The sequence below is a fragment of the Methanohalophilus sp. RSK genome (genome assembly GCF_003722075.1).
In the GTDB taxonomy this organism is placed as follows: Archaea; Halobacteriota; Methanosarcinia; order Methanosarcinales; family Methanosarcinaceae; genus Methanohalophilus.
In genome coordinates, this window is record NZ_RDSK01000009.1 from 19,108 (window position 1) to 45,324 (window position 26,217).

Genomic DNA, 26,217 nt, shown 5'->3' on the forward strand with positions numbered 1-26,217 from the left:
AAAGATACATTTATATGCAATGACTCTTTTGACAGAAATATTTATAGATAATAGAAAAAACAACTTATAACCTGATTCTCAATGCACCTGATAATAGCCGAAAAACAAATTGCAGCAAGAAGAATTGCATCCATTCTCAGTCCAAAAAAGCCGCAGAAAAAAAGGATTAGCGGTATTGACTCCTATGAGTTTGGGAACGATGAAAAAACCATAGTTATCGGGCTTAGCGGACATATCGTCCAGCTCGATTTCCCTCCCGCATATAATAACTGGCAGAAGGTTGAAGCAAAAGAACTCGTAGACGCCGAACTTATTGTTACACCTACCCACGCAAAAATTGTGAGCGCCCTGAAAAAACTCGGTAAAAAAGCAACAAAAGTTACGATTGCCACTGACTACGATAGGGAAGGTGAGCTTATTGGTGTTGAAGCTCTCAATATCGTAAAAGGAGTAAACGAAAACATCGAATATGAAAGGGCAGTATACAGTGCAATCACACCTGCAGCTATCAAGGAAGCATTCGAAAACACTACAAAAATCGATTTCAATCTCGCAGATGCAGGACATTCCAGACAGGTGATTGATCTGGTATGGGGTGCCAGTCTCACACGTTTTATTTCCCTGGCCTCCAGAAGACTTGGAAAGCAATTCCTATCGGTCGGACGTGTACAGTCGCCAACCCTTGCCCTTATTGTGGACAGAGAAAAAGAGAGAGAGGCTTTTGTACCTACACCTTACTGGGAAATATATGTAGACCTGGCTAGAAACGGAGAAAATTTCAAGATCAGGCATAAGAAAACCCGCTTCTGGGAAAAGGAAGAAGCAGACCGGGTATTTGGAGTTATTGGTGAGGAAGCACTGGTCTCCTCCCTGGAAACTTCCACTAAAGAAGACAAGCCACCCACGCCGTTCAATACAACCGAATTCATAAGGGCTGCCAACTCGATTGGATTTAACCCGGCTAATGCCATGAGAATCGCAGAATCCCTCTATACCAACGGTTATATTTCATACCCCAGGACCGACAATACTGTTTATCCTTCAACAATTGATCTGCGGGAACAGATAGAAATGTTCTCTAAAGGCCATTTCAGTGAATATGCAAAAAAGCTGTTGGCAAAAAAAGAGCTCAAACCCACAAAGGGAAAGAAAGAAACTACAGACCATCCGCCAATCTTTCCTGCATCAGTTGCGAAGAAATCCCAGCTTAAGGAAGATGAATGGAAACTGTATGAACTTGTAGTCAGGCGTTTCTTTGCCACTTTTGCCGAAAATGCAGAATGGGAAACCATGAAAGTGAGGTTTGACATCAATGAAGAAGAATTCAGGGCAAATGGTTCCCGGCTTGTAAAGTCAGGATGGCGATGGTATTACCCCTACAATGCTCCGGAAGATCGATTATTCCCTGTTTTGGAAGAAGGGGAGATACTTCCTGTTAATGATAAAGAAATGCTTGATAAGGAAACGAACCCTCCGGGCAGATACGGTCAGGGAAGACTTATCAAAATGATGGAAGACATGGCCTTGGGAACAAAAGCCACACGTCATGAGATTATAAGCAAGCTTTACTCAAGAGCATACGTGCATGACAATCCCCTCCAGCCGACCCAAACTGCATATGCGGTGGTAGAAGGTCTGGAAAATTATGCCCCCACAATTACCAGACCAGATATGACCAGTACCCTTGAAGAAGACATGGACCGCATTGCAGAGGGCAATACATCTGAAGAAAATGTACTGCAGCAATCCAGGGACATGCTGACAGATGTCTTTAAGGAACTGGAAGATAACCGTGAAAAAATATCCGAATCCCTCAGGGAAGGCCTGAGAAAAGATAAGATCATTGGCAAATGTCCGGATTGTGGCTGTGACCTGATAGTACGCCGCTCACGCCGGGGTTCAAGATTTATCGGATGCGAAGGATACCCAGACTGCACATTCTCCCTGCCCCTTCCAAAAAGCGGACATATCCTTGTTACCGACAAGACATGTGACAAACACAGCCTGTACCACATAAAAGTAAAGGGGCAGAAGAAAAGAGCATGGGATCTGGGGTGTCCCTATTGTAACTATCTTGAATGGAAAGAAGAACAAAAGAAAGAAAAAGCTGCAACACCTCGACCGGAAAAGATCAGTGATATTCCGGGTATCGGGAAAGTTACCGAAGAAAAACTAAATTCTGCAGGCATTTCAACTGTTGATGAACTTGAAAATGCAGATGCAAATGAAATTTCAAAAACTACAAATATACCTCTGGGTAAAATAATCCGATGGCAGGAAGCAGTTGCATATTAAGGGAGAGAAAACTATGCGTATTGATTTTAAAGGGGGTTGCAGGGAGGTAGGACGATCTGCGATCCTGGTGAATGAAGAGATCCTGATAGATTACGGCATCAAACCGGGAGACCGACCCGATTATCCTGTAGATGGCATTTTTCCGAAAAGCATTTTTGTCTCCCACGGCCATCTTGACCATTGCGGAGCGGTTCCCAACCTCATGGACCTGAGTCCAGAGGTGTACATGACACATATGACCTCCAGGTTTACTGAAATCCTGGGCAGGGACACACTCAAAATATCAGAAAGAAGAGGATTACCCGAACCGTATGATGAAGGAGATTTGCAGAAACTTTCCCGGATTACAAGAAGAAAGCATTTTGGAGAAGAGGTCAGGACAAACGACTATCTTGCCAGGATTTACAGTGCAGGGCACATACCGGGTGCATCATCCATATATCTTGAGGATAAAAAAGGGGAAAGTCTGCTTTATACCGGTGATATAAGTACCAGTGATTCAAGACTTGTATCAAAGGCTGACGCAATGCCTGATGCAGACATATTGATTACAGAAAGCACATACTTCGGAGAAGACCACCCACCCCGACAGGAAATCGAGAAAGCATTTATTGAGTCTATTATTGATACAATTGATATCGGTGGTACGGTCATTATCCCTGCTTTTGCCATTGGACGAACACAGGAAATTATGATGTTACTCCATTCGGAAAAGATTCCCTGTTTTGTGGATGGTATGGGAGTGGCAATGACAGGTGAGATGCTGAATCATCCAGAATATCTAAAAGATCCAAAAAAACTGGAAAAGGCATTTGGTTTTGCTACTACTGTAAAAGGAAACAAGAGAAATAAAATTCCTCTGGAAGGTTCGGTCATAGTAACAACTGCGGGAATGCTTAATGGGGGTCCTGTACTCCATTATCTGGATAAGAAAGCTGACGATCCGAAAACAAAAGTAATGCTTACAGGCTACCAAGTCGAAGGAACAAATGGCAGACTTGCCCTTGATAGTGGTTTTCTCGAAATAAAGGACCGGATACAACATCTGAGGTGCAAACTGGAGCAATACGATTTTTCAGCTCATTGCGGAGATAAAGAGTTGAAAGAACTTGTAAGGAACTTTTGCGACAGAACAACTGAAACCGTGTACACAATGCACGGGGATGATGCGGAAGAGTTCGCACAATGGATACGGGACGAGATTGGTGTTGAGGCCTATGCCCCTGCAACCGGTGAAACCCTCATGACCCGCTGAAATCATTCCTGACTGACCTGAGGTCATCCAGGGTATTAATATTTTGGAGACAGGCAAACAATGGATCTATTTTTTCTATTTCCGCTATACCCACTTCAACCATGTCATTCATTTCAAATACGGGTGACAGAATGAAATAGCTGTTATCCCGTATCGACTTTTCAATGAGGGGAATAAGCAGGCAAGCCCTGTAAACTGCACAGAGAGGCTCATAACTGCCGTTTTTTCTTTTTATGAGAGCGCAATCGTGACCTTTGGACTTTGAGAAGAGCAACTCAACTATTTTCGGGTCAGGAAAAGGCATATCACAGGCTGTGACAAAGATATATTCATAGGAGGCAGCTTTTAATCCTGCCAGTATGCCTGCAAGGGGGCCGACACCTTCCTGCTCGTCAAAAGCCGTCGGTAATTCTCCCATAACTGGAGCAAGTGAATCATATTGGTGCTTATCCCGCAGGGATATTATTATTTCATCCACAAGAGGCTCAAGTGTGCTGATTATCCGGCTGATTACAGGCGTTCCCTCAATCTCTATCAGGGCCTTTTCTTTATAACCAAACCGCTTTCCTTTTCCACCTGCAAGTATCAGGGCCGAACGTGGCATAGTGCCAACAATCCCGGCATTGAATATTACACTTTCGTGCAATATCCGAAACAATTAAAGACCATTATAATCAATCCGTTATGCATGGAACAAAATCCGGAAAAAAAAGAAGTAGCAGAAATGGCGAGGATTGTATTAGCAGCAGCCAGAACTGCTCCTAAGGGCAAGGGAATTGATGATATAGTAACTGCCCTGGCCGACAGAAAAGATATGGAAGATATCGCAACCGAGATGGAAAAGATCTCTGATGAAAAGGGTAATGGATTCCAGTTCCTGAAAAGGGATGCAGCAAATGTAAGACAGGCGGATGCCTTTATAGCTATAGGAGTCAAGCATGCCGAGCCGCTTAAATTAAACTGTGCTGCCTGCGGCTTTGCAACATGTGCAGAAATGAAAGCTCAAAAAAGGATAGAAGGAGATTATGCGGGTCCTAACTGTGCTTTCAAGAATATAGACCTCGGAATTGCTATTGGATCTGCTGTGGCTAAAGCAAAAGACCTGTGCATAGATAACCGCATAATGTACTCGGCAGGAAACGCCGCACGTTCACTGGGTTTGGTTGAAGCGGATGTCGTTCTGGGCATTCCATTAAGCGTTTCAGGAAAAAGCCCTTTCTTTGACAGGAAATGGCCCTGAATATCAGGTTATACCACGACGGCGCTCACTTCTATATTCATCCACAAGGGATTTTAATTTCTCTTCCTCTTTTTCTTTTTTCCAGTGATCAGCTTTGCCAAACCAGTTTTCAATTGCACTTTTCAAAGTTTTAGGAGATACAACTGCAAAATCACCCTCCTTTTGTATTTCCAGATCTTCAATTACAGGAATACTTTTCTCGAAAAATACCTCTTTTGCCGCATAAGATATTCCTGCAGGCACGATAAGCGCTATTGGAGAATAATCGGCAAGCAGGCCAGCCGTTGAAGCACTTCCCCCACTGGGGTCCTGGAAATAAACGACATCTCCTTTTTTTAAGCCATATACATCTGCTACATTCAAGATGGATTCGCGGCTAAAAGAGGAAATGACCTTTACAGGAATGCCTTCACCCCTACTTTCCATTTTTTTAATACTTTTAAGACGTTTTACCTGAGTCTTAGAATCATGAAGCCTCTTATTCAGGCGTTTGATATCCTTTTTAAGGTTCGCAATTTTCTTATTACGAATTGAAATCTCTTTTTCCTTCTGTAGCTTAATCCGTTCAGTTTCACGCATGTGCCGAATTTTTGATTCCAGGTTGGAGATTGTACTATCCCTTGACCTGCGTTGATCAATGAGCTCTTTCACATATTCCTGTAATTCAGCAATCTCCGAATCCCTGCGTTTGAGCTTTTCTGTCATTTTACGATAGGTTTCATCATCAATATCATCAGAAAAAGAGCCAGAAGTTTCTGCTACACTTTTTTGGGCCTTAGTTGCTTGCTTGTTTTCTTTCAGAGAACTAATGGCATCTTCTATGGATGAACCTTTGATGACTTCGACTTTTATTTTATCGATATCCATGTAAGGAGGAGACTTGCTTTCAATCTTCAGGAAAAGTTGTCTGTACTTTTTATAAGCTGATATGGCAGCGGAAAGCGAATCCCTTTCATGGTCATTGGAGTAACCATGAGGTTTTGCCAGTTCAATCTTTTCTTCCGATGGAATTGGGCCACCAGGAGAATAACTGACAGCACTGAAACTGCGCCTGATTTTTTCCACTGCTGCAGGCATGGGGTATACATCGGTTGCCACTATTGCAGGTTTGCCGTATTCAGAAATAAGTTTCACCACTTCATCATGGGAAATACCCCGATAGCTGGCGCAATGCAGAACATCACCTTCAAGGGAAAGTATGGAGAGGCCAACAGTCGTGCCCGGGTCAACACCCACAATAGTAGGCCTGCGTTCCTTGCTTTTCAAAGGTATGTACTGTATCTTATCCCTCACAAGACTCCTGACATTTACCTGCACATCTAAACCGGATGAAGAATGGATGGGTACGTCGGACTTGCGTGCATTAACGGTAAATTCACACCTGACATAACCTCCAAAACCCTTGACGACCTTACTTGTGTAATTGAAATTGCGCTCCTTTGCCGCCCTTTTAAGTATCGACTCGATCTCACGGCTTTTTACTTTCACAGCTCCGTGAACCTTACGTCGGTAACGATTCTGACTCCACCCTCCTCTACCCAGAGAGCGTGCCCTGCTTACCTTTATTTTTGTTTTATCCTCAAAAAGGGATACTTCCACTCCTACCCCCATTTCAGCCAGTCTTGCACATGCTTCTGCTTCATCCCCGGGATCGCGGGGATCTATTGAAATATCATACTTATGGGCAAGAAAGGGCAGGGAAACCTGCTTCAATCCACCTGTGACCTGTACGAGTTTCACACCAGAAGGGAGTTTTTCCAGAAAATGAATCAGTTCCTTCTTATCTTTTGCCAGTTCATAGATATTGTCTACAGCTATGATCATTGGATGATCGTCTTTTATCATCCTGAAAATACGATGCATTTTCAGCATCGAATGCCTGTAAACAGAACCGTCTTTCAGGATAGCAACTGCATAACGTGGTACCTGACCGGAACGCGGCGACCCCCTGGCAACGTCTATACCATAAATGGCATTTGATGTCATTATCTATATTTTTGTTTGTATTAATCTTTAATATTATCGGTACTGGATACTATCTGTCCATATAATGCGTCGACATCTCTTTTCAGATTATATTTTTTCTTGAAATGAGCAGCTATGTTCGAAATATCACGCCTGAGGAGCTCCTCTGCATGAGGATGAGAGGGAGTTACATATTGAGGCCAATCGATGATCTGCACACCTTCGGGATTGACAAAAACATTGTACTCACTCAGATCGGCATGAATTATATTATGGCAATAAATTTTTTCAACCTGCTCCATTATCATATCAAAAAAGATTTCGGGATCTTCCAGCCTGACCTTGAACAAAAGTTCTCCTTTTGCAGGTTCCATTACTATAGCATGCCTGTTACCGTCAATAGGTTTGGGAATGCTGATATCAGGATACAAGCGGGACATTATTTCGTATTCACGCCCTGCTGCAAGCCGGGCGGCATATATCCAGGAAAAATGTTCTTTATTAACCAGGTGTCCACGAACCCTTTTAACATCCCTGAAACTGGTGCGCCCTTCCCTGTGGAATTTGACTATCACTGTTTCAGGATCGCCTATGGGCAATTCAGGTTCTTTCATACCCTCATGAACAACCGATTCCTTACCCACACCAATTTCATCCCCGAGTGCAGAGATACTACCCCGTTTTACCAGTGCATTGATAGCCAGAGCATCATAACCATTGAAATACAGCCTGTAGCCTTCATAAGGTTGTGTTGTTGCCACAACAAGCTCTTTTTCAATCAATTCACCTAACAGATAGGCCAGATTCTGATGGTCGATACGTGTATATTTCACAAGTTCATCAAAAGGCACCCATTCATGATCTTGCATGCCTACTTCAATACCTGTTAGAATACGAAAGTCCCTGGAGGTTATACCAGGAAATAACCTGAGTACATCGGCAATCATTGTATCACAAAATAAAAAAGGATAATTAAGTGTGCCTTTTTTTGGCCTCTTCCACTTCATCTATTATATCGGGATATTCCCGGAAAACAGAAAGTATATCCAGAGCGGCCACAAGATCCACAACCCCTATTGAACCAACCAATTCTCCGTCAGGTGTCATTATCGGAGTCACAGCAACCGCTTTTCCATTATATACACCTTCTTTGGGGACTGTACGGATGGTAGTCTTGTCCTCCAGGACTTTTTCAAGTATAGGACCCGTATAATCCCAGTCTACAACTTCTCCCCTTTCCATTCGGATACCCTTACAGTTTACACTGCGTATGGTAGTCGGAATACCCAGAAGAGAGTGAACTGCAGATGCAATTGGCTCCAGGTCCTCTGCAGTAGAGTCTTTACATATTTTCAAGCATATCATAATTCCACCTTACATACTAATAGACTTCAAAAAATATAATACTTATCGAAAAACAAAGAAAAACATCTCTTTAGATGCCTTCGATGTACTTAAAAGCAGAATAAGCCGCAATGGCCCCGTCTGAGGCTGCAGTGATTACCTGGTAAAGGGGAGATTGTCTGCAATCACCGGCGGCAAATGTGCCTCTGACAGATGTTGCCATCGATTCATCAGTGATTATGAAACCTTTATCGTTCTTTTCAACATTTATAAAATCGGTGTTGGGATTCAGGCCTATATAGATAAAAACACCGTTTACAGGAAGTGTTTTTGTTTCTTCAGTAATTACATTATGTACCTGCAGGGATCCAACAATATCTTTTCCTTCTATTGCATCCACAACATTATCCCATACAAATTCAATATTTGGACGATCAAATGCCCTGTCCTGAAGGATTTGGGATGCTCTCAATTTATCACGACGATGAACTACGTACACCTTTGAAGCAATATCCGAAAGGAATATAGCATCTGTAACAGCCGATTCCCCGCCACCGATCACTGCTACTTCTTTGCCGGAGAAAAAGGGACCGTCACAGGTGGCACAGTAAGAAACACCCCTGCCCAGGAAATCCTTTTCACCAGGCACATCCAGTTCCCTGGGAGAAGAACCCGTTGCAACAATGAGAGATTTACTTTTTAGTTCTTCCTCACTGGAAGAAACAATAAAGTGATCACCTACTTCAGTCACGGAGTTGAGTTCCATGACTTTAAAGGTGACCCCGGCCTGTTCTGCATGGTCAAGGAACTCTTCCATCAGTTCCATTCCACCGATCGAGGGAAAACCTGTATAGTTCTCGACCGTTTTTGCAGTGCTTATCAGGCCACTCATACTGTCCTTATCAACAAGCAAAGTATCCAATCCATATCTCACTGCATAAATTGCAGCAGTAACTCCTGCGGGTCCAGCACCCAGAATTATTAAATCATACATCAATATCCCGACGTTTAAAGATTACTTAATGCTTTCAAGAGCTTCATCTTTGGAAGGAATGCCTATAAAAGCCACCTCTCCATCGATCACAGTAGTTGGCACAGCCATCACAGAATATTCCTGAGCTATTTTTTGCCCCTCTTCAGATTCCACGTCGACCTCTTCATAATCAAAATCATGTTCCTCCTTGAGGCCTCTCCAGAGCTTTTCAGCCTTGGGACAGTTGTGACACCAGCTTGCATATAAAAGAATTACTTTTGGCATATAATCCCCCTTAATGTATTCACTAATTAAGGTTGGTTTCAGAATATATCAATTTAATTGAGGTTATTGAATCTTCAGATATCAAGGAAGAGTTATAAGAGCTGATTATCTCCATAATAGCAAGGAATTCTATTTCAAAACAAAAAAGACACTGGCAATGATAGATCGTATGCCCTGACAATAAATTTAAATGCTATGACACTAATGTACATACAAATACATTGAAGTACATAGGTGTCCAGATGCATTCGAAGATCGAACAAATAATCCAAAAATCAAAAGAAAGGGCAAATGCACTTTCTGAAATTGACACACAGACCAGATGTAATGACAGAAGGGATATTTTCGAATCTATCGAGTTTGCCTGTAACAGAGGACACATACCAATAATTGCCGAAGTGAAACCTGCCTCACCAACAGGCAAATTTGCTGATGTAAACCCGGAAATAGCCTCACAGATTGCCTGTGATATGGAAAATGCAGGAGCTGTAGCCTTATCTGTCCTTACGGAACCCTGTTACTTTGAGGGAAGTATAGAAAACCTTGAAAGTGCACGAGAACCTACTTCAATACCGGTTTTGCGCAAAGATTTTATTGTGGACAAAAATCAGATGCATGAAGCCAACAGTGATGTCATATTGCTGATTGCAGGGGTACTGGGTAAAAGACTACCGGAATTTATAGAAATAGCCCGGAGAAAGAACATCGAGCCTCTTGTAGAAGTACACAATGAAAAAGAGCTTGAATATGTACTTGAATGTGACACAAACCTTATAGGGATAAATAACCGCAGTTTTGAAACCCTTGAAATCAGTCTGGAAACCGCTGAAGAACTCATTCCTCTTGTGAAAGAACATGACCGTAAATACAACCAGAAACACCTGATAATAGGGGAAAGCGGAGTCAAGGGCACAGATGATGCGAAAAGGATGATAAAGGCAGGTGCTGACGCGTTGCTTGTTGGAACCTACCTGATGGAAGGCAACCTGAAAGAAAAAATGAAACACCTTATTGAAGCAAATAAGAAGCAGGAGATAGTATGAACCATTATTACGGAGACTACGGTGGACAATACGTACCGGAAATATTGATGCCGGCACTTCAAGAACTTGAAGAAGCGTATGAACAATACAAGGCAGACCCTGAGTTTACCTCCCAGCTTGATGACTACCTTGAAAATTATGCCGGAAGAAGTACGCCCCTATACTATGCAAAGAACATGAGTGATAAATACGGCATAAAAATCTACCTCAAGCGGGAAGACCTCGTACATGGAGGAGCACATAAACTCAACAATACCCTGGGGCAGGCCCTTCTTGCAAAATTCATGGGCAAAAAAAGATTAATCGCAGAGACAGGAGCCGGCCAGCACGGCACCGCAACTGCCATGGTGGGAGCAAAACTGGGATTTGAAACCATGGTATACATGGGATCAAAAGATGTAAAGAGACAGCTTCCAAATGTCTACCGTATGAAACTGATGGGTACCGAGGTAGTATCAGTTGATACCGGTTCAAAGACAATGAAAGATGCAATAAATGAAGCATTGAGAGATTGGGTCACAAATGTCGGGGATACACACTACCTCATTGGATCGGTAGTCGGCCCATACCCTTTCCCGAAGATTGTGAGGGATTTCCAGAGCGTTATCGGCAGGGAAGTAAAGGAACAGGTAATGAAAGTTGAGGGAAGATACCCGGATTCGATCGTGGCCTGTGCAGGCGGTGGAAGTAATGCAATGGGTATTTTCTACCCTTTCCTGGATGATAAAGTGAATCTCTTTGCAGTAGAAGCAGGCGGTGAAAAACTAAGGGAAGACGATAAAATCGCCTATCATTCAGCATCCCTGGCAACAGGAGAGGAAGGTATACTGCATGGTGCCAGAACTAAGGTCCTGCAGAACAAGGACGGGCAGATACTGGAATCCACATCAATAGCAGCCGGCCTTGATTATGCAGGCGTGGGACCCGAACTTGCCCGGCTCTCAGAAACAGGCCGGGTGAAACCCTGTTACATAACCGATATGGAAGCCCTTGAGGCATTCCATGAGCTTAGCAGGTTAGAAGGAATAATCCCTGCACTGGAATCTTCACATGCCATTGCATATGTAATGAAAATGGCAGATAGTGGCATACTTGGTGATACAGTCGTCATCAATCTCTCCGGGAGGGGCGATAAAGATCTCCAGACTATTATGGATATGGAGGAGTGAATATGCGCATCAGCCAAAAATTTGAAGAACTTAAGGACAAAAATGAAAAAGCACTGATCGCCTATGTCTGTGCAGGGGACCCCGATCCGGAAACCACACCTTCTATTGTAAATGCGCTTGTTGAAGCCGGCGCGGATATAATAGAACTGGGTCTGCCTTTCTCCGATCCTGTAGCAGACGGGCCAACCATACAGGCTGCAACCTGCCGCGCAATTGAGGCTGGCATGAACACAGAGCGCTATTTTGAGATGATAAAAGACCTGGAAGTAAATGTGCCCCTCATCTGTATGACCTATTACAACCTCATATATCGCCAGGGTAGCAAGAATTTCGTGAAGAAGTGTGCTGAGGCGGGAATATCGGGGTTGATAATACCCGATCTGCCATTGCATGAAGCAGATGAACTGATTGAGATCTGCAAAGAGGAAGGAATAGATAATATATTCCTTGTCGCACCAAATACAAGCGATCAGAGACTGGATGCAATTAGCAGCAAAAGTTCGGGTTTTATTTATGTAGTATCCAAACTCGGGGTTACCGGAGAAGGAAAAAACATCTCTTCCAATGTAGCAGGCCTTCTGGATAAAATCAATTCAAACCTCCCAAAAGCCGTAGGTTTTGGAATATCAAACAGAAAACATGTAGAAGAAATGGTCGCTGCAGGAGCTGATGCTGTAATCGTGGGTTCTACCTTTGTAAATATAATAGCCAGCAAAGACAATGTAATATCCCGCTTAAAAGAAATAACAAAGGATTTGAAAGAAGGTTGCAGATAAGATTTTAACTGAAAATCTGGTCAACAAACCAGTGAGGATCGAATTTTTTCAGATCCTCATATTCCTGCCCCAGACCGAGGAAAACAATTGGTTTATCTGTTATGTATGCAATGGAAATTGCAGCCCCGCCTTTTGAATCGGCATCTGTTTTAGTAAGAATGGACCCATCAACTGGCACTGCCTCATTGAACTGTTCGGCCCTTTCGACAGCATCATTGCCTGCAACCGCCTCGTCTACAAAAAGCACAAGATCCGGAGCACTTACACGGCATATCTTCTGGAGCTGTGCCATCAGATTTACATTGGTATGCATCCTGCCGGCAGTATCAGACAAAACCACATCACTATCATGGGCTTTTGCATACTGAATCGCATCATAAACAACAGCTGCAGGATCGCCTCCTTCCTGATGTTTAACCAGTTTTACACCGATACGCTCAGCATGTACCGCGATCTGGTCAATCGCTCCTGCACGGAATGTATCCCCTGCTGCAATTACGACAGACTTATTCATGGCTTTAAGGCGATGGGCAATCTTGGCAATAGAAGTCGTCTTCCCTGTTCCGTTAATACCAACAAAAACAATATTTACAGGTTTCTCATGACTATCAATGAATTCATCAAAATCGAATACATTAGCAGACATGACCTCATTAATCGATTTTTTCAATGCATCTTCTACGATCTTGCTGGTGTTGCCACCTATCTTCTTACGGCTGCCTACAAGTTCTTGTTTTACATCAGTAACAATTTTTTCAGAAACCGAAATTGCAATATCACTTTCCAGAAGAGACATCTCCAATTCCCAGAGGATATCTTCGACGTCCGCTTCATCCAGGATAAACTCCCTTTCAAAAACCAAAGCTTTGGCTTTATGTGCAAACCCTGTTTTGTTTTCATCCTTAGTTCCAACAGCCTCTTTTTCCTGGAAACTAATCCCTTCTGCGGCTTCAGGCTCAGTAGAGGATGATTCTTCCACCGGAGTGGCTTTATCTTCAATTTTGGAACTGAAATTTTGCTTAAATCCCGAAAGTTTGTTCTTAAGCTTATTAAACAAGGTTATGCCCCATAAAAATTATTGCTGTGGCTGCTGTTGTTTTGCCATAGACTCTATGGACTGGATGCGCTGATTGATCTGTTCAAGGTTCTGGTCCATCTGTTCCAGTACCTTCTGCAAATCTTCTTTGCGCTTATTAAGAGTGACTATGGCTCCATCAACATCCTTTTCGACACTAATCCCGGCACCGACCTCAACAACAACTTTGTTGTCATTGACTATATTTGCATTTACAAAAGAACCTGCACCTATAGGTACAAGAGTATCGGGATTTTTGGAAAATGATTGGAGATCCTCAAGAGTTGTTATTGCCCGCCCACAATCCTCAATGGACATCTGCAACATATTTGTCTGCTGCTGTATGGTCTGGGCACGTTTCTGGAGATCCCTGTGCTGAAGGGCCAGGTTCTGGATATTCTGCTGACCTTCTTCTGCCATATAATCATGCCTCTTCGACACTGTCTATCTTAATCAAGTAGCGTTTGATACCGTTCTTGCTTCCAAAAAGGGAATAAACTTTCTCAACAGCGTTCTTTTCATTTTGGCTTTCCACATTTTTTGTGAAATTTTCCCAGATAGGACCCGCTTTGAATGTGCCTTTTACAACAAAGTCGCTCATAAAATCACCCGCATAATATGTTAAATCAATCAAACATCAATGCATCTTCAATTCTTCCAAGTTCATGACCTGTGGTTTCCGAACCTGCAACATATCCAGAAGAATTAGCAAGCACACCGGAACCTACTACCTGGGATCCATAATTTACAGTACCTATTTCCACATTAAGTCCAAAAAGGTCCTCAAGAATGGAAACTTCTTCCTGTTTTATCATTGGATGGGCAAGCAATCCATGATTGGTGACCACACCCGCCATCCCCACAGTCTTGATACCGGCAATCGTGCCTCTTCTGACATCAACTGAAAGAGTCTTTTCAATTATTTCAATCGCTTTGTCAGAGATATCCGGATGGACAAGAGCTGCTGAATCATTTGCAAGCACTATGTTTCCTATTGCCGATAAATTATCTGGAACCTCTGCTACTGGGAGGTCTACTTTTTTAGGAAGCGGACCTGAGCCTCTCGGCACAAGGAATCCTGAGGAATTCCCTTTTGAAAGGGAACCCACAACTACACTTCCATTTACAAGAGTGGAAACTACTTCCACATCGAGTATCTCTTCCAGCATACCAGATGTCTTATCGTTTGTACCCGGGGGCACAAGGGCGAAATCCTCTGTACAGGTTGCAAATACCCCTATTACGGGATTTTCATATATGTTTAGGGTTCGGATCATAAATTACTTCGAACTTGGAATTGCATCGGCATTCAAATTATGCCAATTCTGCCTGAACCTCACCGTCTTCGAACATTGCTGCCCGTACCCGGATTGAGGAAGGTGGCTTCTCAGCTCCACGATTCCAGACCAATTCATTGATACTGCTATCAATTTTGACCTGTTCAGGAGACGTCCTCATGTGCCTGACCAGATATTTCTTTACCAGGGTCATCGCACGAGTTGTACGTTTCCATTTAGGAGCCAGTTTTGCATCCCTGAGCGGGATGGTATAAACCTGTTCTTTTACTATATCATCTGCCATTGCCATCACCTCATTTCACTTTAAGGCTGTTCCTTCTCCAGTGCCTTCTCTTGGGATGACTGACAACCTTTCTGTTTGACTTGATAATTGCCCATGTAGGAACCCTCTGGTTCTGGACGTGGGCTTTTGCCAATCTCATTTTCTGTCCTTTCGTGTTATGGCTCAATTGTCTCACCTGATCCACATTGCTCTCAAATTTACATTTATAAATCAATTAATGATATAAAATTTTAATTGGTAGTCTTTTCCTTAATTTTCCTCAGCACTCTCGATTGAACATGTTCGGGAAATATGGAAAGGATCTTTTCATCGTCGTATTCCTGTCGAATCAGATACCTTAATTCGGTTTCATAATCCGCCTTGGAAATTCTGTCACTCAATCCTTCTTCAACTTCAAGATGCCCACAAACCATTAAATCAACCGCAGCACGACCAAACCCTTGCAGAGGGGACACACAATGCACCCCATACCGATCCTCGATGCTGCGTAGTCTGGATATATCCATCCTGGGCACCCGGTCATCACGTCTTATCCCATCAACGATCATATCAACACTACCACATGCCGCTATTTTTTCAAGGGCATGTGAGTGAATGTGATTAATCGCATTTTTTGGGAAATTGTCTTCAACTGCCATCTCAAGAGCTTCATCCAAAACTGAACGCTCAAGTTCTACAACCGAATGATCAAAACCTAATTCATCAGCCACTTTACGTGCAATATTTCCTACATCGACGAGGGAAAAAGTGCACGTTACAAGTTCAACATCAAAATATGGTTCCAGTAAAATGGCGGACAGGGCACTATCCTTCCCGCCACTAAACATCACCCTTGCTTTCATATCAGATTACAATCTTGTGATCTTGGGATCATGTTTTTTAGGTTGCATCCGGGTAAGCAAGGCTTTCATTTTCTCATCGTCGATGGTGGATTGCAACCGGCCACTCTGAGCTAGTCCCACAATCTGGGATTCGACCTGTTCTGCCAGTTCTTTGCGAGACATTTTCAACCTTGTAAGGCGTTCCCTTGCTTCGGGTGTCGTGACCTGGCGAAGGACAGCATGGATCTTTGCTTCCCTTTCTGCCTGTGCTTGTTCCTGCTGGTATGCAGCCTGTGGATTGTTTTCTTGCTGGGAGGCTTGCTGCCTCTGCATTTCTTCAAGCCTTTTCCTGCGGATTGCTTCGAGATCATCTGCCATGGTATAAAACCCCTTTTAAAGAAGAACTGGCGTTATTAGCCAACCCGGATTATATTAATTCAGTACTTCTGCATCTCGGGAATTTCAGAAACCAGTTCTTTCTTGATTTCATTAGCTGTATTGTCAAGCAAAGACTTTCCTGCTGGAGATGCAACCCTACCTGCCTTCTGTTTCTTTACAAAACCGGCATCTTCAAGCTGCTGGGCTATTGTACGGGCAACTGCACCGCTACCCTTTGCTTTCTTGGCAGGGGTTACACGCTTTGCTTTCTTTCCTCCGTATATGGAACGAAGTCTCTGTACACCTACCGGACCGTCAGTATATATCCTTCTGAGGACCGCAGCACAGCGAGTATACCACCAGTCATCTTCCACTGGAGGAAGTTCTCTGTGTGCACCGGTCTTCACATAGGCTGCCCATTCCGGAGGTTGGATCTTCTCATTTTCTTTAAGTTTCTCTGCTGTCTTTTTGATAATATCATTAGCAGGGACATCATATGCTGTAGTCATTCTATCCTCCTTCAAATAAAGATAGCATCAGGCATAACGTTTACGACTGACATTCACTTTGAAACGCGTCTGTATATGCACTGGAATAAGACTCTTAAACCTATCGGTTCATATATATGGTTTTTGGATCGAAAACGTTGCAAACCTTCATTTCATGAACGTTTGTTCCCTTCCCGGCCCCACAGAGATATATTTGACCGGAATTCCCATCAATTTTTCAAGCCGTTCAACATATTCCCGGGCTTTGGGGGGCAGGTCCTCGTAACCAGATACAGAAGTCAAATCTGTATCCCAGCCTTCCATATCTTCATAAACAGGCACACATCTTGCAAGTTGCGAAGTATCTTCCGGCGGATAATTAATCACTTTTCCATCCAATTCATAGCCAACACATATTTTTACAGGATCAAGACCTGTCAGTACATCCAATTTTGTAAGAGCTATGGAAGTATAACCATTAAGGTAGACTGACTTTTTAGCAAGAGGCATATCAAACCAGCCACACCGCCTTGATCTGCCTGTAGTGGTACCAAATTCATGGCCTACGTCATGCAGGTGCTGGCCTGCGTCACCTTCCTGTTCAGTAGGAAGCGGACCTGCTCCCACCCGTGTAATATAAGATTTAATGATGGCAAGTACTTCATTCACCCGAGTCGGGCCGACACCAAGATTGGTACATGCTGAACCCGCAATGGTACTTGAAGAAGTTACAAATTTCTGAGTGCCATGAATTACATCCAGATGACTACCCTGTGCCCCTTCAGCAAGTACACTTTTGCCTTCATCCAGCGCATTATTTATCTCATAGGAAACATCGGCAATATAAGGAGCAAGTTCCCTACCCAGGGATAAATACCTGTCCACAAGAGAACTTTCAGTTACAATGGAAGGGTCTCCACCCATTGCCTTAATTTCCTCTTCCTTCTGGGAAGCCAGATCTGAAAGACGTTGCATAAGGCGTTTTTCATCTATCAGGTCGGAAAAATGAACTTCATCCCTTGCAATCTTATCAATATAGGCAAATCCAATACCCCTTTTCGTAGTACCGATCTTTTCCGAGCGAGAAGCTTCCCTGAGACCATCGAGTTCTATATGATAGGGCATAATTATGCTTGTCTTACCATCAATACCCAGTTTTTCAGCAGATACTCTTACACCAGCCTCTTCAAGCATCCGAATCTCTTCTACCATAACTTCCGGATTCAGGACCGTACCCGGCCCAATGAGCACCCGGCTGTCAAGAAGAAAACCAGAGGGGATCAGATGTAATTTATATACCTCATCCTTAACCTTTACAGTGTGGCCTGCATTATCGCCACCTTGAAACCTGGCAACAATGTCATAGTCACCGGCCATCAGGTCTACTACCTTGCCTTTGCCCTCATCACCGAATTGGGCACCGGTAATAATCGTGAACATGGTTGACAGGATTGTATTATGTCCATAATAATGTTTTGTCTGGGAAGCCATGCCGTAGAAAGTCTATAAGTGCCGAACAAAAGCAAACCAATCCAGTTGAGAAGATTTATAATCAAAAAATTCAATCTAGGTACCACATGTATGTATATATTGCAATTGCAGCATATTTCGTAGTATTATTCCTGACATTGCGAGACATAAGAATCTATCGCCGCACTAGTTTCGAATCATATCGAAAAGGAGCAATGAAAGGAATTGCCGCATCCACAATCGTACTGATAGGAGCTGTTATCACACCTCTAAATCCCAACATAGGGCTATTATTAGTGCTTATTGGCATGTTCCTCAATAAAAAGGGTACGAGGGAAAAAGTGTTCAATGATGCAAATGCAACCGAAAGAATGCTGGGTAAAACCGACCTGCAGCAGTGAACTTATAACACAACACTGTGTCCAAAAGTTATAAATACCTAAAGCCGGTTCAAAAAAGAAGAATTAACAATACCCTATCCAACTATATGGAGTTATTAATTATGGGAAATATTAGACAAAACAATATTAAGAACATAACCTCACGTCTGCTTGCCAACCACGAAAATGTATTCACATCTAATTTTGATGCTAACAAGCGCCTTGTTGCGAAATACACAACAATCGAAAGTAAAGTAATCAGAAACCGTGTTGCAGGCTACGTGACAAGAAGGATCAATCACAAGAGACACGAGTGAAACCGGAGCTGGTTTTTTTATGTTTGAAGGAGTTCTACCGGCTCTTATAACCCCGTTCACAAAAAACAATACCATTGACATCCGTGGTCTTAAACAAAACATAAGATACGCTGAAGAGGGAGGTGCCAGCGGAGTTGTGGCCTGTGGAACAACAGGTGAATCCGCCACCCTTTCTACGGTTGAACACAAAAAAGTGATCAATACCGCGGTGGAATGTGCCAATGTGCCGGTGATTGCGGGAACCGGGTCTAACAATACAGTTGAAGCCGTAGAACTTACAAAACACGCTGCTGATGCCGGGGCAGGGGGAGCACTTATTATATCCCCATATTACAATAAGCCCAATAATGCAGGACTGATCCGTCACTTCACTGCAGTAGCAGAAGCAGCAGACATCCCCATCATATTATACAATGTGCCTTCCAGAACCGGACAGGATATTCCACTGGAAGTAATTGTCGAACTTGCCAAGATTGACAATATAGTTGCGATCAAAGAAGCAAGTGGAAGTATTCCCAAAATCTCAGAGATAATCGAAAACACAGTGGATGAAGATTTCAGCGTTATTTCCGGAGAGGATGGACTAACCTATCCTATTGTCGCGCTGGGCGGAGTTGGAGTGATTTCAGTTGTCGCAAATGTAGTTCCAAAGACAATGGCCGAAATGGTAGAAGCTGCCCTTAAAGGCGACATGGTAACTGCCAGGAAAAAACATTATGAACTTGCCCCCCTCACACGTGCCCTGTTTACTGAAACAAATCCAATACCTGTCAAACGTGCAATGGAAATGATAGGTATGCCCGCAGGTCCGCTGAGAGCACCACTGGCGCCTATCCTGCCGGAGAATGAAAGGATACTGGAAGAAGCATTAAAGGGAATCGGGTGTCTCAAATGATACGGGCAGGAGTAATCGGAGCCTCCGGGAAAATGGGTGGTCTGATAATACAGAACATCGCCAGAAGCGAAGGTATTGAGCTGTCCTCTGCATTTGATCTGAATAAAATCGGTGAAGATGCAGGAGATGTGGCCGGTGCAGGAAACCTCGGTGTTTCAATTACCAGCGTAGAAGACCTCGGAGAAGTCCTCAAGGAAAGCAAAACCGATGTCCTAATTGATTTTACCATTGCAGCAGCAACTGCTTCCAACGCACCAATCGTCGCCGCAAGTGGTGTAAACCTTATTATCGGGACCACCGGTTTTAGCGAAGAACAGAAGGAAACTATAGAAGAGAGTATCCTTAAAAATGGTGTATCAGCCGTTATTGCTCCAAATTATGCGGTTGGTGTAAATGTATTTTTCAAGATTATTGAGGAAGCGGCCAAATACCTTCCAGATTATGACATAGAGGTCATTGAAGCACACCATAACCGGAAACAGGATGCACCCAGTGGAACTGCGATGAGGGCTGCAGAGGTTATCGGTAAAGCTGTTGGGCGTGAAGAGTACATCTTTGGACGTCAGGGCAATGCACCTCGTAAAAATGAGATAGGTATTCATGCAATCCGTGGAGGAGATATTGCCGGTGACCACACGGTCCTTTTTGCCGGAGAAGGTGAAAGGATTGAAATTAAACACCAGGCGCATTCTCGCGATGCATTCGCCGCAGGTGCTGTAAAAGCCGCAATGTGGTTAAAAGATAAAAAATCCGGCATTTATTCCATGGAAGATATTCTGGGACTATAAATTAAAGGAGATGATCTGCAATATTTTCACAGATCACCCTTTCACAATAGCCACAACGTAATTCGATTTTACCTTCCCCCGCATCCACATCAAATTTAGATTCTATGGGTTCATTACTGTTGGAAATGCAGTTTGGATTGATACATTTTACAACACCTTCTACATGCGAGGGTATACCTACCTGATTCTTTTCCCGGACATCATAATCCCGGATTATATTGATGGTAGCACCAGGAGAAATGAGAGATATCTTATCCACCTCACTACTCACAAGTTCACGCCCTTCTATCTTGACCACATCTTTTTTTCCATATGAACTGGGGGCATTAATCAAGATACTTACAATTCCCCAGGAAGTGCCGGTTATACCCAGAATCTTGAGAACGTTGAGAGCCTGACCGGCTGTAATATGGTCAATTACTGTGCCTGAACATATGGGTTGTACACGAATTTCTTTTTTTGCTACCTCACTCATTCAAACACCCCCATAACAAGACAAAGTAAAGCCATTCTTATTGGAACACCATAAAAAGATTGGTCAAAGTAGGAAGCATAGGGCGTCTCGTCCACCTGAGGGGTGATTTCGTTTGTTCGGGGGAGAGGATGCATTATCCGTAGATTTTTCTTCGCATTTTTCAATACTTCAGGTGTAATCTGGAGGTGGTTAGCGACTTTTTGATATTCTGCCGGATCAGGAAAACGTTCTTTCTGTATCCGCGTCATATAAAGCACTTCCACATCCTGTATGGCATCTTCAATAGAACTTTCCTCTGTTACCTTGATATTTTTCTTTTTCAGATCCTCGATAATCTCTGAAGGCATTGAAAGTTCCGGCGGTGATACTAGGGTTATCTCGGCACCATAAAGAGAAAGGGCATAACAAAGCGAATGTACAGTCCTGCCATATTTGAGATCCCCAGCAAGAGCTACTTTTAAGCCTTCAAGATGACTTTCGCGCTTGATGGTGTAAAGATCGAGAAACGTCTGTGTGGGATGATGGCCTGCACCATCGCCTGCATTGAGTATAGGCACTGCAGAAAACTCAGAAGCCAGTCGTGCAGCACCTTCCATAGGATGGCGAAGGACAATGGCATTACTGTAACCGGCTACAACCCTTATGGTATCAGCAAGGGTTTCACCCTTTGCAACAGAACTTGCATCAACCGAACCAAGACTCAGCACTTCCCCGCCAAGTCGCATCATGGCGGCCTCAAAAGACATCCTTGTACGGGTACTGGGTTCAAAAAACAGAACACCAAGCACCTTGCCTTTTAAGAGGTCGGAACTTGACTTTGACCTGGCAATTGGTTCCATTTCTTCGGCGACCTCCAGAACATGGTCAATCATATCACGTGTGAATTCTTTCATAGAAATGATATGCATATGCTCAAATGACATCAAAATACAGCTCCTTGCAGATTAAAGCTTTAGGAATTATTTTCATAGTAATCAACCGCAGGCGTTTTTTATTCCTATGCGATTATTTGCGGATAGCGTATAAACTTATTGCCAATTATCATGTTCTTTTATACTTGACTCTTTCCGCGGACCGAATGATATAGGGACCGGGGCAGCATCAAAGACTAATCTGGAAAACTTTATAGTGATTCACTTCTATTCTCCAGCCTGAAGAAATCATTATCAATAATTCCAAATAAAAGTTAACAAGGTGATCCTATTAAAACCATAATACAGCTTGCTCTTGATATACTGGAGATAGATAGAGCTGTGCAGATTGCTAAGGAAGCAGTAAAGGGAGATATCGACTGGATAGAAATCGGAACTCCCCTTATAAAAAGCGAGGGCATGGATGCTATTCGTACTCTCAGGAAAAACTTTCCCGGACACACCATCGTGGCAGATATGAAAATTGCAGATACCGGAAGCCTTGAAGTGGAAATGGCTGCAAAAGCCGGTGCAGATATTGTTATGGTTATGGCAACAGCCGATGACTCAACGATTAAAGATGCGCTCCTGGCCGCACGAAAATATGGAGTTCGGCTTATGGCAGATCTCATTAGCACCCCAAAACCTGTTCAGAGGGCCCTGGAATTGGACAGGATAGGTGTGGACCTCATCAATATCCACATGGGAATAGACCAGCAGATGACCGGGAAAACACCGGTAGATCTTGTTTTTGAGATTGCCTCCAAAATCAGGGCTGATATTGCTGTAGCAGGTGGACTGGATGAACAAACTGCAGCCCGGTCTGTTGAAGCAGGTGCTGATATTGTCATTGTGGGCGGTAATATAATTCGCTCTGATAATGTAACAGAAGCTTCCAAAACGATTCGCCATAGTGTAGATAATCCACAATTAAATCAGGCAAAAAAACTCGATATGGACGAAGAAATACGCAAGTTGTTCATGGAAATTTCCACTCCCAATATTTCAGATGCCATGCACCGACAGGGTGCCATGAAAAACATCAAACCCATGCTAAATGATACCAAAATGGTAGGACCGGCTGTAACGGTGCAGACATTCGAGGGCGATTGGGCCAAAACAGTGGAAGCGATAGATGAAGCAAAGGAAGGTAATGTAATAGTAATTTACAACGGAAGTTCTCATATCGCACCCTGGGGTGGACTGGCAACACAGAGCAGCCTGAACCGTGGTATCGCAGGCATTGTAGTCGATGGAGCGGTAAGGGATATAGAGGAAATACGCAAACTCGGACTTCCGGTATTTGCCACTTCCAATGTACCAAACGCAGGTGATCCCAAGGGGTTTGGGGAAGTTAATGCACTGATTAACTGTGGCGGGCAAAAGGTCAAACCTGGCGATTACATCATCGGGGATGATAATGGGGTTGTTGTAGTGCCTGCAGAAAGAGCCTACGAGATCGCAAGACGTGCAAAGGAAGTACAAAAAACTGAAGAAAGATTATTTGATGAAATCCGTAGGGGAGGGACACTTTCTGAAATTCTTAAACTCAAAAAGTGGGAGAAGCAAAAATGATAGTTATTGCCAAGATACTTCTATGCCTGGCATTTCTCGCCTATGCCTCCTATAGGGACATAAAGGAGCGCAGGGTAGGCAATAGGGCATGGATAATTATGCTGGCAGCCTTTTCCCCATTTATAATTTATGAGTTTGCAACTTCATCCAGCCCGGTTACATATCTTATACAAATGGCAATCTCCTTTGGACTAATTTTTGTTTTTTCCTACGTCCTGTTCTATCTGGGAGCATTCGGAGGTGCAGACGCCAAATTGTTGATGGTAATGTCCATTGTGTTTCCTTTCTACCCGGCATTTACTATGGGAGGGACCTATTTCCCCACAGAAGGTGTTCCGATCATGAACTTTTTTACTTTTACAGTATTTGGTAATTCAATACTGCTGACAATAATCGTGCCTCTGGGGCTTTTTATCTATAACCTGAGCCGACCTGACGTTAAAACCACCCTCAAAAAACCCTATTTTATGTTTATAGGCTACAGGGCACCAATAGGAAAGCTTGAAAACAGGCATGTAAAACTCATGCAGCAGTACAAAAAAGATGAAAATGGCAACATTCGGACCTATTTCAGGAGAAGTGGCAAAGAAATAGACAGGGAAACCCTTGAGGAATTAAAAGCATATTCAAAGAAGGGAATTATCGACAATATGGTGTGGGTTACCCCGGGTTTGCCTTTTATAGTCCCTATAACTGCCGGTTTTTTAGCAGCTGTATTTTACGGTGACCTGATCTTTAAACTCACCTTATACTTCATGGCCTGAAAAATCCTCAACAAAAACTTTTGATCTCTGACAAAAATGCGTCACCATATTTTTCCATTTTACATTTCCCGACTCCTGTTATGGTGAGCATCTGGTTTGCAGTTTGGGGTTTGCTGGAGGCCATCTGCTTCAAACTGGTATCCGCAAAGACAATGTAGGGTGGCACATTATCCCTTTTTGCAAATTGCAACCGGAGTCTGCGCAATTTTTCAAATAACTTCGAATATTCACAATCAACATGAGATGACTTCGAAGAAACCTTACTTTGCCCGGATGATTTGTTCTTTGAATTTGTTGCAGCAGATAATTGAGGTATAATTACGTTAGCACCATCATTGAGAGCTGCACGGCTTTTCTTATTTAACTTTAAGACCGGATATCTTCCGCCTTTCACTTCCAGAAATCCCAGGGAGGAAAGCCGATGAGAAAGGTCTTTCCAGTAATCTTGCGGATTGTGGGAACCATTACCATGACAATGGAGTCGGTGGTGACCACATGACACAATTTTTTTAGCCTTTGAACCTGCAATTACCGATGCAACATGTGTTGCCCCGAATTTCTGGTTCAACTCCTTTATGCACTTAAAAATAATCAATGCATCCTCTGTAACATCCACCTGTTGTGGCGGGTTAATACAAACGTCACAATGGCCACAATCTTTTTCAGTGGACTCTCCGAAGTATTCGAGTAAGATTTTCCTTCTACAGGTAACTGTTTCACAGTAATCCATCATGAGGCGTAACTTGGAAAGGGCAATTTCGCGTTCTTTTTTAGAAGACATCTGTTCAATGAAGTATTGCTGTTTATACCAATCCCCTCTCTTGAAAAAAAGGATACAATCACATGGTTGCCCGTCCCTGCCACCCCTGCCGGTTTGCTGATAGTAACTTTCCAGGTCCGCTGGCAGGTCATAATGAATAACAAAACGAACATTGGACTTATCGATACCCATCCCAAATGCGACTGTTGCCACAACCACCTTTATAGTACCATTCAGGAACCTTTCCTGGGCACGGTGCCTCAGATCATCTGACATACCTGCATGATAGAATGCCGCATTGACTCCTAATTTTTTCAGTCTGCCAGCAAGTCCTTCTACGGATTTTCGTGTCTGACAATAAATAATTCCACATGAATCGGGATGAGAGCGCAGGTATGATGTGATTTGTTGATCTACATTCTCTCCGGATTTAACCTCATAATAAAGGTTGGTCCGATTAAAACTTGCTACATACTTCTCAGAACTGACCATATTGAGTTGTTTTGTTATATCACGGGCAACTGCAGGAGTAGCAGTAGCTGTAAGTGCTATTAGAGGAATATCTGGAAAACCGGAGCGCAGGGCACCTAATTTCCTGTATTCAGGTCTGAAATCATGCCCCCACTGGGATATACAATGTGCTTCATCAACGGCAAAAAGGTTGACATTTGCTTTTGCAAGCAATTTAAGAGTAGACGGCATAGCCAGTCTTTCGGGAGCCACATAGAGAATATCGAGTTTTCCCCTTATCAGAGAATCCTTAACATGGTTCATTTCGGAATTGTCAAGGGTACTGTTCATATAGGCAGCGGCAATGCCACGTGAAAGCAACCTGTCAACCTGATCTTTCATGAGGGATATCAAGGGGGACACAACGACAGTAACGCCCTCCATAAGCAGGGAAGGCAACTGGTAGCACAAAGATTTACCGCCCCCGGTTGGCATCAATACAAATACATCTTTTCTGGCCAGCACATCCTGGATAATATTTTCCTGCAGAGGACGAAATTTGTCATAACCGAAATAGTCGTAGAGGGTTTGCCGCATGCTACATAGATTGCACTGAATCCATATAAAGCTGTAAATAGCGGATTGAAAGTATTATTTGCAAACGTTGACGACCGGAAAACATATCTATATAAAGTGAACTACCTCTCCCTAATTAATGTAACGATGTTACATTAATTTGAGGAA

Annotated in this window: 31 protein-coding genes; 12 read left to right on the plus strand and 19 right to left on the minus strand. The window is 43.2% G+C overall.

Features of this window, described 5'->3' with window-relative positions; genetic code table 11:
• Window positions 1-81 precede the first annotated feature (81 nt).
• Both EFE42_RS03010 and EFE42_RS03015 read left to right on the plus strand, forming a co-directional pair.
• Window positions 82-2,295: a DNA topoisomerase I gene (locus tag EFE42_RS03010; RefSeq protein WP_123135856.1), complete on the plus strand. Its 2,214-nt coding sequence runs from the start codon at window positions 82-84 to the stop codon at window positions 2,293-2,295.
• A 13-nt stretch (window positions 2,296-2,308) separates the two neighbouring features.
• Window positions 2,309-3,550 (plus strand): MBL fold metallo-hydrolase, encoded by a 1,242-nt coding sequence (locus EFE42_RS03015; RefSeq protein WP_123136124.1) that lies wholly within the window; start codon window positions 2,309-2,311, stop codon window positions 3,548-3,550.
• On the opposite strand, the gene EFE42_RS03020 is transcribed toward EFE42_RS03015, so the two are convergent.
• Complete coding sequence (locus EFE42_RS03020) at window positions 3,537-4,154, minus strand: molybdenum cofactor guanylyltransferase (protein WP_148039246.1); 618 nt, start codon at window positions 4,152-4,154, stop codon at window positions 3,537-3,539. The genes EFE42_RS03015 and EFE42_RS03020 overlap by 14 nt on opposite strands.
• An 84-nt stretch (window positions 4,155-4,238) precedes the next feature.
• Here EFE42_RS03020 and EFE42_RS03025 point away from each other — a divergent pair, with 84 nt between their 5' ends.
• Entirely contained in the window at window positions 4,239-4,790 is a 552-nt protein-coding gene (locus EFE42_RS03025) for a ferredoxin domain-containing protein (RefSeq protein ID WP_123135858.1), read from the plus strand.
• 3 nt (window positions 4,791-4,793) lie between these two features.
• Here EFE42_RS03025 and EFE42_RS03030 read toward each other — a convergent pair whose 3' ends face one another.
• The 5 genes from EFE42_RS03030 to EFE42_RS03050 all read right to left on the minus strand — a co-directional run bounded on the left by EFE42_RS03030 (window position 4,794) and on the right by EFE42_RS03050 (window position 9,357).
• Window positions 4,794-6,776: a DUF460 domain-containing protein gene (locus EFE42_RS03030; protein ID WP_123135859.1), complete on the minus strand. Its 1,983-nt coding sequence runs from the start codon at window positions 6,774-6,776 to the stop codon at window positions 4,794-4,796.
• Between the two features lie 20 nt (window positions 6,777-6,796).
• Window positions 6,797-7,702, minus strand: coding sequence for a serine/threonine-protein kinase RIO2 (locus tag EFE42_RS03035; RefSeq protein ID WP_123135860.1), 906 nt, complete (start codon window positions 7,700-7,702; stop codon window positions 6,797-6,799).
• A gap of 25 nt (window positions 7,703-7,727) precedes the next feature.
• The gene (locus EFE42_RS03040; RefSeq protein WP_123135861.1) at window positions 7,728-8,120 is read right to left on the minus strand and encodes a DUF2111 domain-containing protein; all 393 of its coding nucleotides are present in this window, start codon (window positions 8,118-8,120) and stop codon (window positions 7,728-7,730) included.
• Between the two features lie 70 nt (window positions 8,121-8,190).
• Window positions 8,191-9,093 carry a thioredoxin-disulfide reductase gene (gene trxB / locus EFE42_RS03045; protein ID WP_123135862.1) on the minus strand — a complete coding sequence of 301 codons (903 nt, stop codon included), beginning with the start codon at window positions 9,091-9,093 and terminating at the stop codon, window positions 8,191-8,193.
• Window positions 9,094-9,114: 21 nt separating this feature from the next.
• A complete protein-coding gene (locus EFE42_RS03050; RefSeq protein ID WP_123135863.1) occupies window positions 9,115-9,357 on the minus strand; it encodes a thioredoxin family protein in 243 nt (80 codons plus the stop codon).
• Between the two features lie 242 nt (window positions 9,358-9,599).
• Here EFE42_RS03050 and EFE42_RS03055 point away from each other — a divergent pair, with 242 nt between their 5' ends.
• The 3 genes from EFE42_RS03055 to trpA are packed head-to-tail and all read left to right on the plus strand — an operon-like array spanning window position 9,600 to window position 12,345.
• The gene (locus tag EFE42_RS03055) at window positions 9,600-10,400 is read left to right on the plus strand and encodes an indole-3-glycerol-phosphate synthase (protein WP_123135864.1); all 801 of its coding nucleotides are present in this window, start codon (window positions 9,600-9,602) and stop codon (window positions 10,398-10,400) included.
• Complete coding sequence (trpB, locus tag EFE42_RS03060) at window positions 10,397-11,569, plus strand: tryptophan synthase subunit beta (RefSeq protein WP_123135865.1); 1,173 nt, start codon at window positions 10,397-10,399, stop codon at window positions 11,567-11,569. Before EFE42_RS03055 ends, trpB begins: the two co-directional genes overlap by 4 nt.
• Window positions 11,570-11,571: 2 nt before the next feature.
• The gene (trpA, locus tag EFE42_RS03065) at window positions 11,572-12,345 is read left to right on the plus strand and encodes a tryptophan synthase subunit alpha (RefSeq protein WP_123135866.1); all 774 of its coding nucleotides are present in this window, start codon (window positions 11,572-11,574) and stop codon (window positions 12,343-12,345) included.
• A gap of 4 nt (window positions 12,346-12,349) precedes the next feature.
• On the opposite strand, the gene ftsY is transcribed toward trpA, so the two are convergent.
• The 10 genes from ftsY to EFE42_RS03115 all read right to left on the minus strand — a co-directional run bounded on the left by ftsY (window position 12,350) and on the right by EFE42_RS03115 (window position 18,128).
• On the minus strand, window positions 12,350-13,402 hold the full coding sequence (gene ftsY, locus EFE42_RS03070; protein WP_123135867.1) for a signal recognition particle-docking protein FtsY: 1,053 nt from the start codon (window positions 13,400-13,402) through the stop codon (window positions 12,350-12,352).
• A gap of 18 nt (window positions 13,403-13,420) precedes the next feature.
• The gene (gene pfdA / locus EFE42_RS03075; RefSeq protein WP_123135868.1) at window positions 13,421-13,840 is read right to left on the minus strand and encodes a prefoldin subunit alpha; all 420 of its coding nucleotides are present in this window, start codon (window positions 13,838-13,840) and stop codon (window positions 13,421-13,423) included.
• A 4-nt stretch (window positions 13,841-13,844) separates the two neighbouring features.
• Window positions 13,845-14,021, minus strand: coding sequence for a 50S ribosomal protein L18Ae (gene rpl18a / locus EFE42_RS03080; protein WP_123136125.1), 177 nt, complete (start codon window positions 14,019-14,021; stop codon window positions 13,845-13,847).
• A gap of 25 nt (window positions 14,022-14,046) precedes the next feature.
• Window positions 14,047-14,697 (minus strand): translation initiation factor IF-6, encoded by a 651-nt coding sequence (locus EFE42_RS03085; protein WP_123135869.1) that lies wholly within the window; start codon window positions 14,695-14,697, stop codon window positions 14,047-14,049.
• A gap of 37 nt (window positions 14,698-14,734) precedes the next feature.
• A complete protein-coding gene (locus tag EFE42_RS03090; protein ID WP_123135870.1) occupies window positions 14,735-15,001 on the minus strand; it encodes a 50S ribosomal protein L31e in 267 nt (88 codons plus the stop codon).
• Window positions 15,002-15,011: 10 nt separating this feature from the next.
• Window positions 15,012-15,167, minus strand: a complete 156-nt coding sequence (locus EFE42_RS03095; RefSeq protein WP_048902271.1) for a 50S ribosomal protein L39e — start codon at window positions 15,165-15,167, stop codon at window positions 15,012-15,014.
• A gap of 64 nt (window positions 15,168-15,231) precedes the next feature.
• Complete coding sequence (locus EFE42_RS03100; RefSeq protein ID WP_123135871.1) at window positions 15,232-15,843, minus strand: alpha hydrolase; 612 nt, start codon at window positions 15,841-15,843, stop codon at window positions 15,232-15,234.
• A 6-nt stretch (window positions 15,844-15,849) separates the two neighbouring features.
• Window positions 15,850-16,200: a DNA-binding protein gene (locus tag EFE42_RS03105; RefSeq protein WP_072359804.1), complete on the minus strand. Its 351-nt coding sequence runs from the start codon at window positions 16,198-16,200 to the stop codon at window positions 15,850-15,852.
• A 59-nt stretch (window positions 16,201-16,259) separates the two neighbouring features.
• Window positions 16,260-16,709: a 30S ribosomal protein S19e gene (locus EFE42_RS03110; protein WP_072561763.1), complete on the minus strand. Its 450-nt coding sequence runs from the start codon at window positions 16,707-16,709 to the stop codon at window positions 16,260-16,262.
• 147 nt (window positions 16,710-16,856) lie between these two features.
• A complete protein-coding gene (locus EFE42_RS03115) occupies window positions 16,857-18,128 on the minus strand; it encodes an adenylosuccinate synthase (RefSeq protein WP_123136126.1) in 1,272 nt (423 codons plus the stop codon).
• A 137-nt stretch (window positions 18,129-18,265) separates the two neighbouring features.
• On the opposite strand from EFE42_RS03115, the gene EFE42_RS03120 reads away from it, so the two are divergent.
• From EFE42_RS03120 to dapB, 4 genes are all read left to right on the plus strand, one after another.
• Window positions 18,266-18,559, plus strand: a complete 294-nt coding sequence (locus EFE42_RS03120; protein ID WP_123135872.1) for a hypothetical protein — start codon at window positions 18,266-18,268, stop codon at window positions 18,557-18,559.
• A gap of 101 nt (window positions 18,560-18,660) precedes the next feature.
• Window positions 18,661-18,855: a 30S ribosomal protein S17e gene (locus EFE42_RS03125; protein ID WP_123135873.1), complete on the plus strand. Its 195-nt coding sequence runs from the start codon at window positions 18,661-18,663 to the stop codon at window positions 18,853-18,855.
• A 19-nt stretch (window positions 18,856-18,874) separates the two neighbouring features.
• A complete protein-coding gene (gene dapA / locus EFE42_RS03130) occupies window positions 18,875-19,750 on the plus strand; it encodes a 4-hydroxy-tetrahydrodipicolinate synthase (RefSeq protein WP_123135874.1) in 876 nt (291 codons plus the stop codon).
• Complete coding sequence (gene dapB, locus EFE42_RS03135) at window positions 19,747-20,538, plus strand: 4-hydroxy-tetrahydrodipicolinate reductase (RefSeq protein WP_123135875.1); 792 nt, start codon at window positions 19,747-19,749, stop codon at window positions 20,536-20,538. The genes dapA and dapB overlap by 4 nt, the downstream gene beginning before the upstream one ends.
• A 1-nt stretch (window position 20,539) precedes the next feature.
• Here the strand turns inward: dapB and pyrI are convergent, their stop codons facing one another.
• Both pyrI and pyrB read right to left on the minus strand, forming a co-directional pair.
• Entirely contained in the window at window positions 20,540-21,013 is a 474-nt protein-coding gene (gene pyrI / locus EFE42_RS03140) for an aspartate carbamoyltransferase regulatory subunit (RefSeq protein ID WP_123135876.1), read from the minus strand.
• On the minus strand, window positions 21,010-21,936 hold the full coding sequence (gene pyrB, locus EFE42_RS03145; RefSeq protein WP_123135877.1) for an aspartate carbamoyltransferase: 927 nt from the start codon (window positions 21,934-21,936) through the stop codon (window positions 21,010-21,012). The genes pyrI and pyrB overlap by 4 nt, the downstream gene beginning before the upstream one ends.
• Before the next feature lie 291 nt (window positions 21,937-22,227).
• On the opposite strand from pyrB, the gene hxlA reads away from it, so the two are divergent.
• Window positions 22,228-23,499: a 3-hexulose-6-phosphate synthase gene (gene hxlA, locus EFE42_RS03150; protein WP_370448659.1), complete on the plus strand. Its 1,272-nt coding sequence runs from the start codon at window positions 22,228-22,230 to the stop codon at window positions 23,497-23,499.
• Window positions 23,496-24,263, plus strand: a complete 768-nt coding sequence (locus tag EFE42_RS03155) for an A24 family peptidase C-terminal domain-containing protein (protein ID WP_123135879.1) — start codon at window positions 23,496-23,498, stop codon at window positions 24,261-24,263. The genes hxlA and EFE42_RS03155 overlap by 4 nt, the downstream gene beginning before the upstream one ends.
• Before the next feature lie 7 nt (window positions 24,264-24,270).
• Here EFE42_RS03155 and recQ read toward each other — a convergent pair whose 3' ends face one another.
• Entirely contained in the window at window positions 24,271-26,070 is a 1,800-nt protein-coding gene (gene recQ / locus EFE42_RS03160; protein ID WP_123135880.1) for a DNA helicase RecQ, read from the minus strand.
• Window positions 26,071-26,217: the final 147 nt, after the last annotated feature.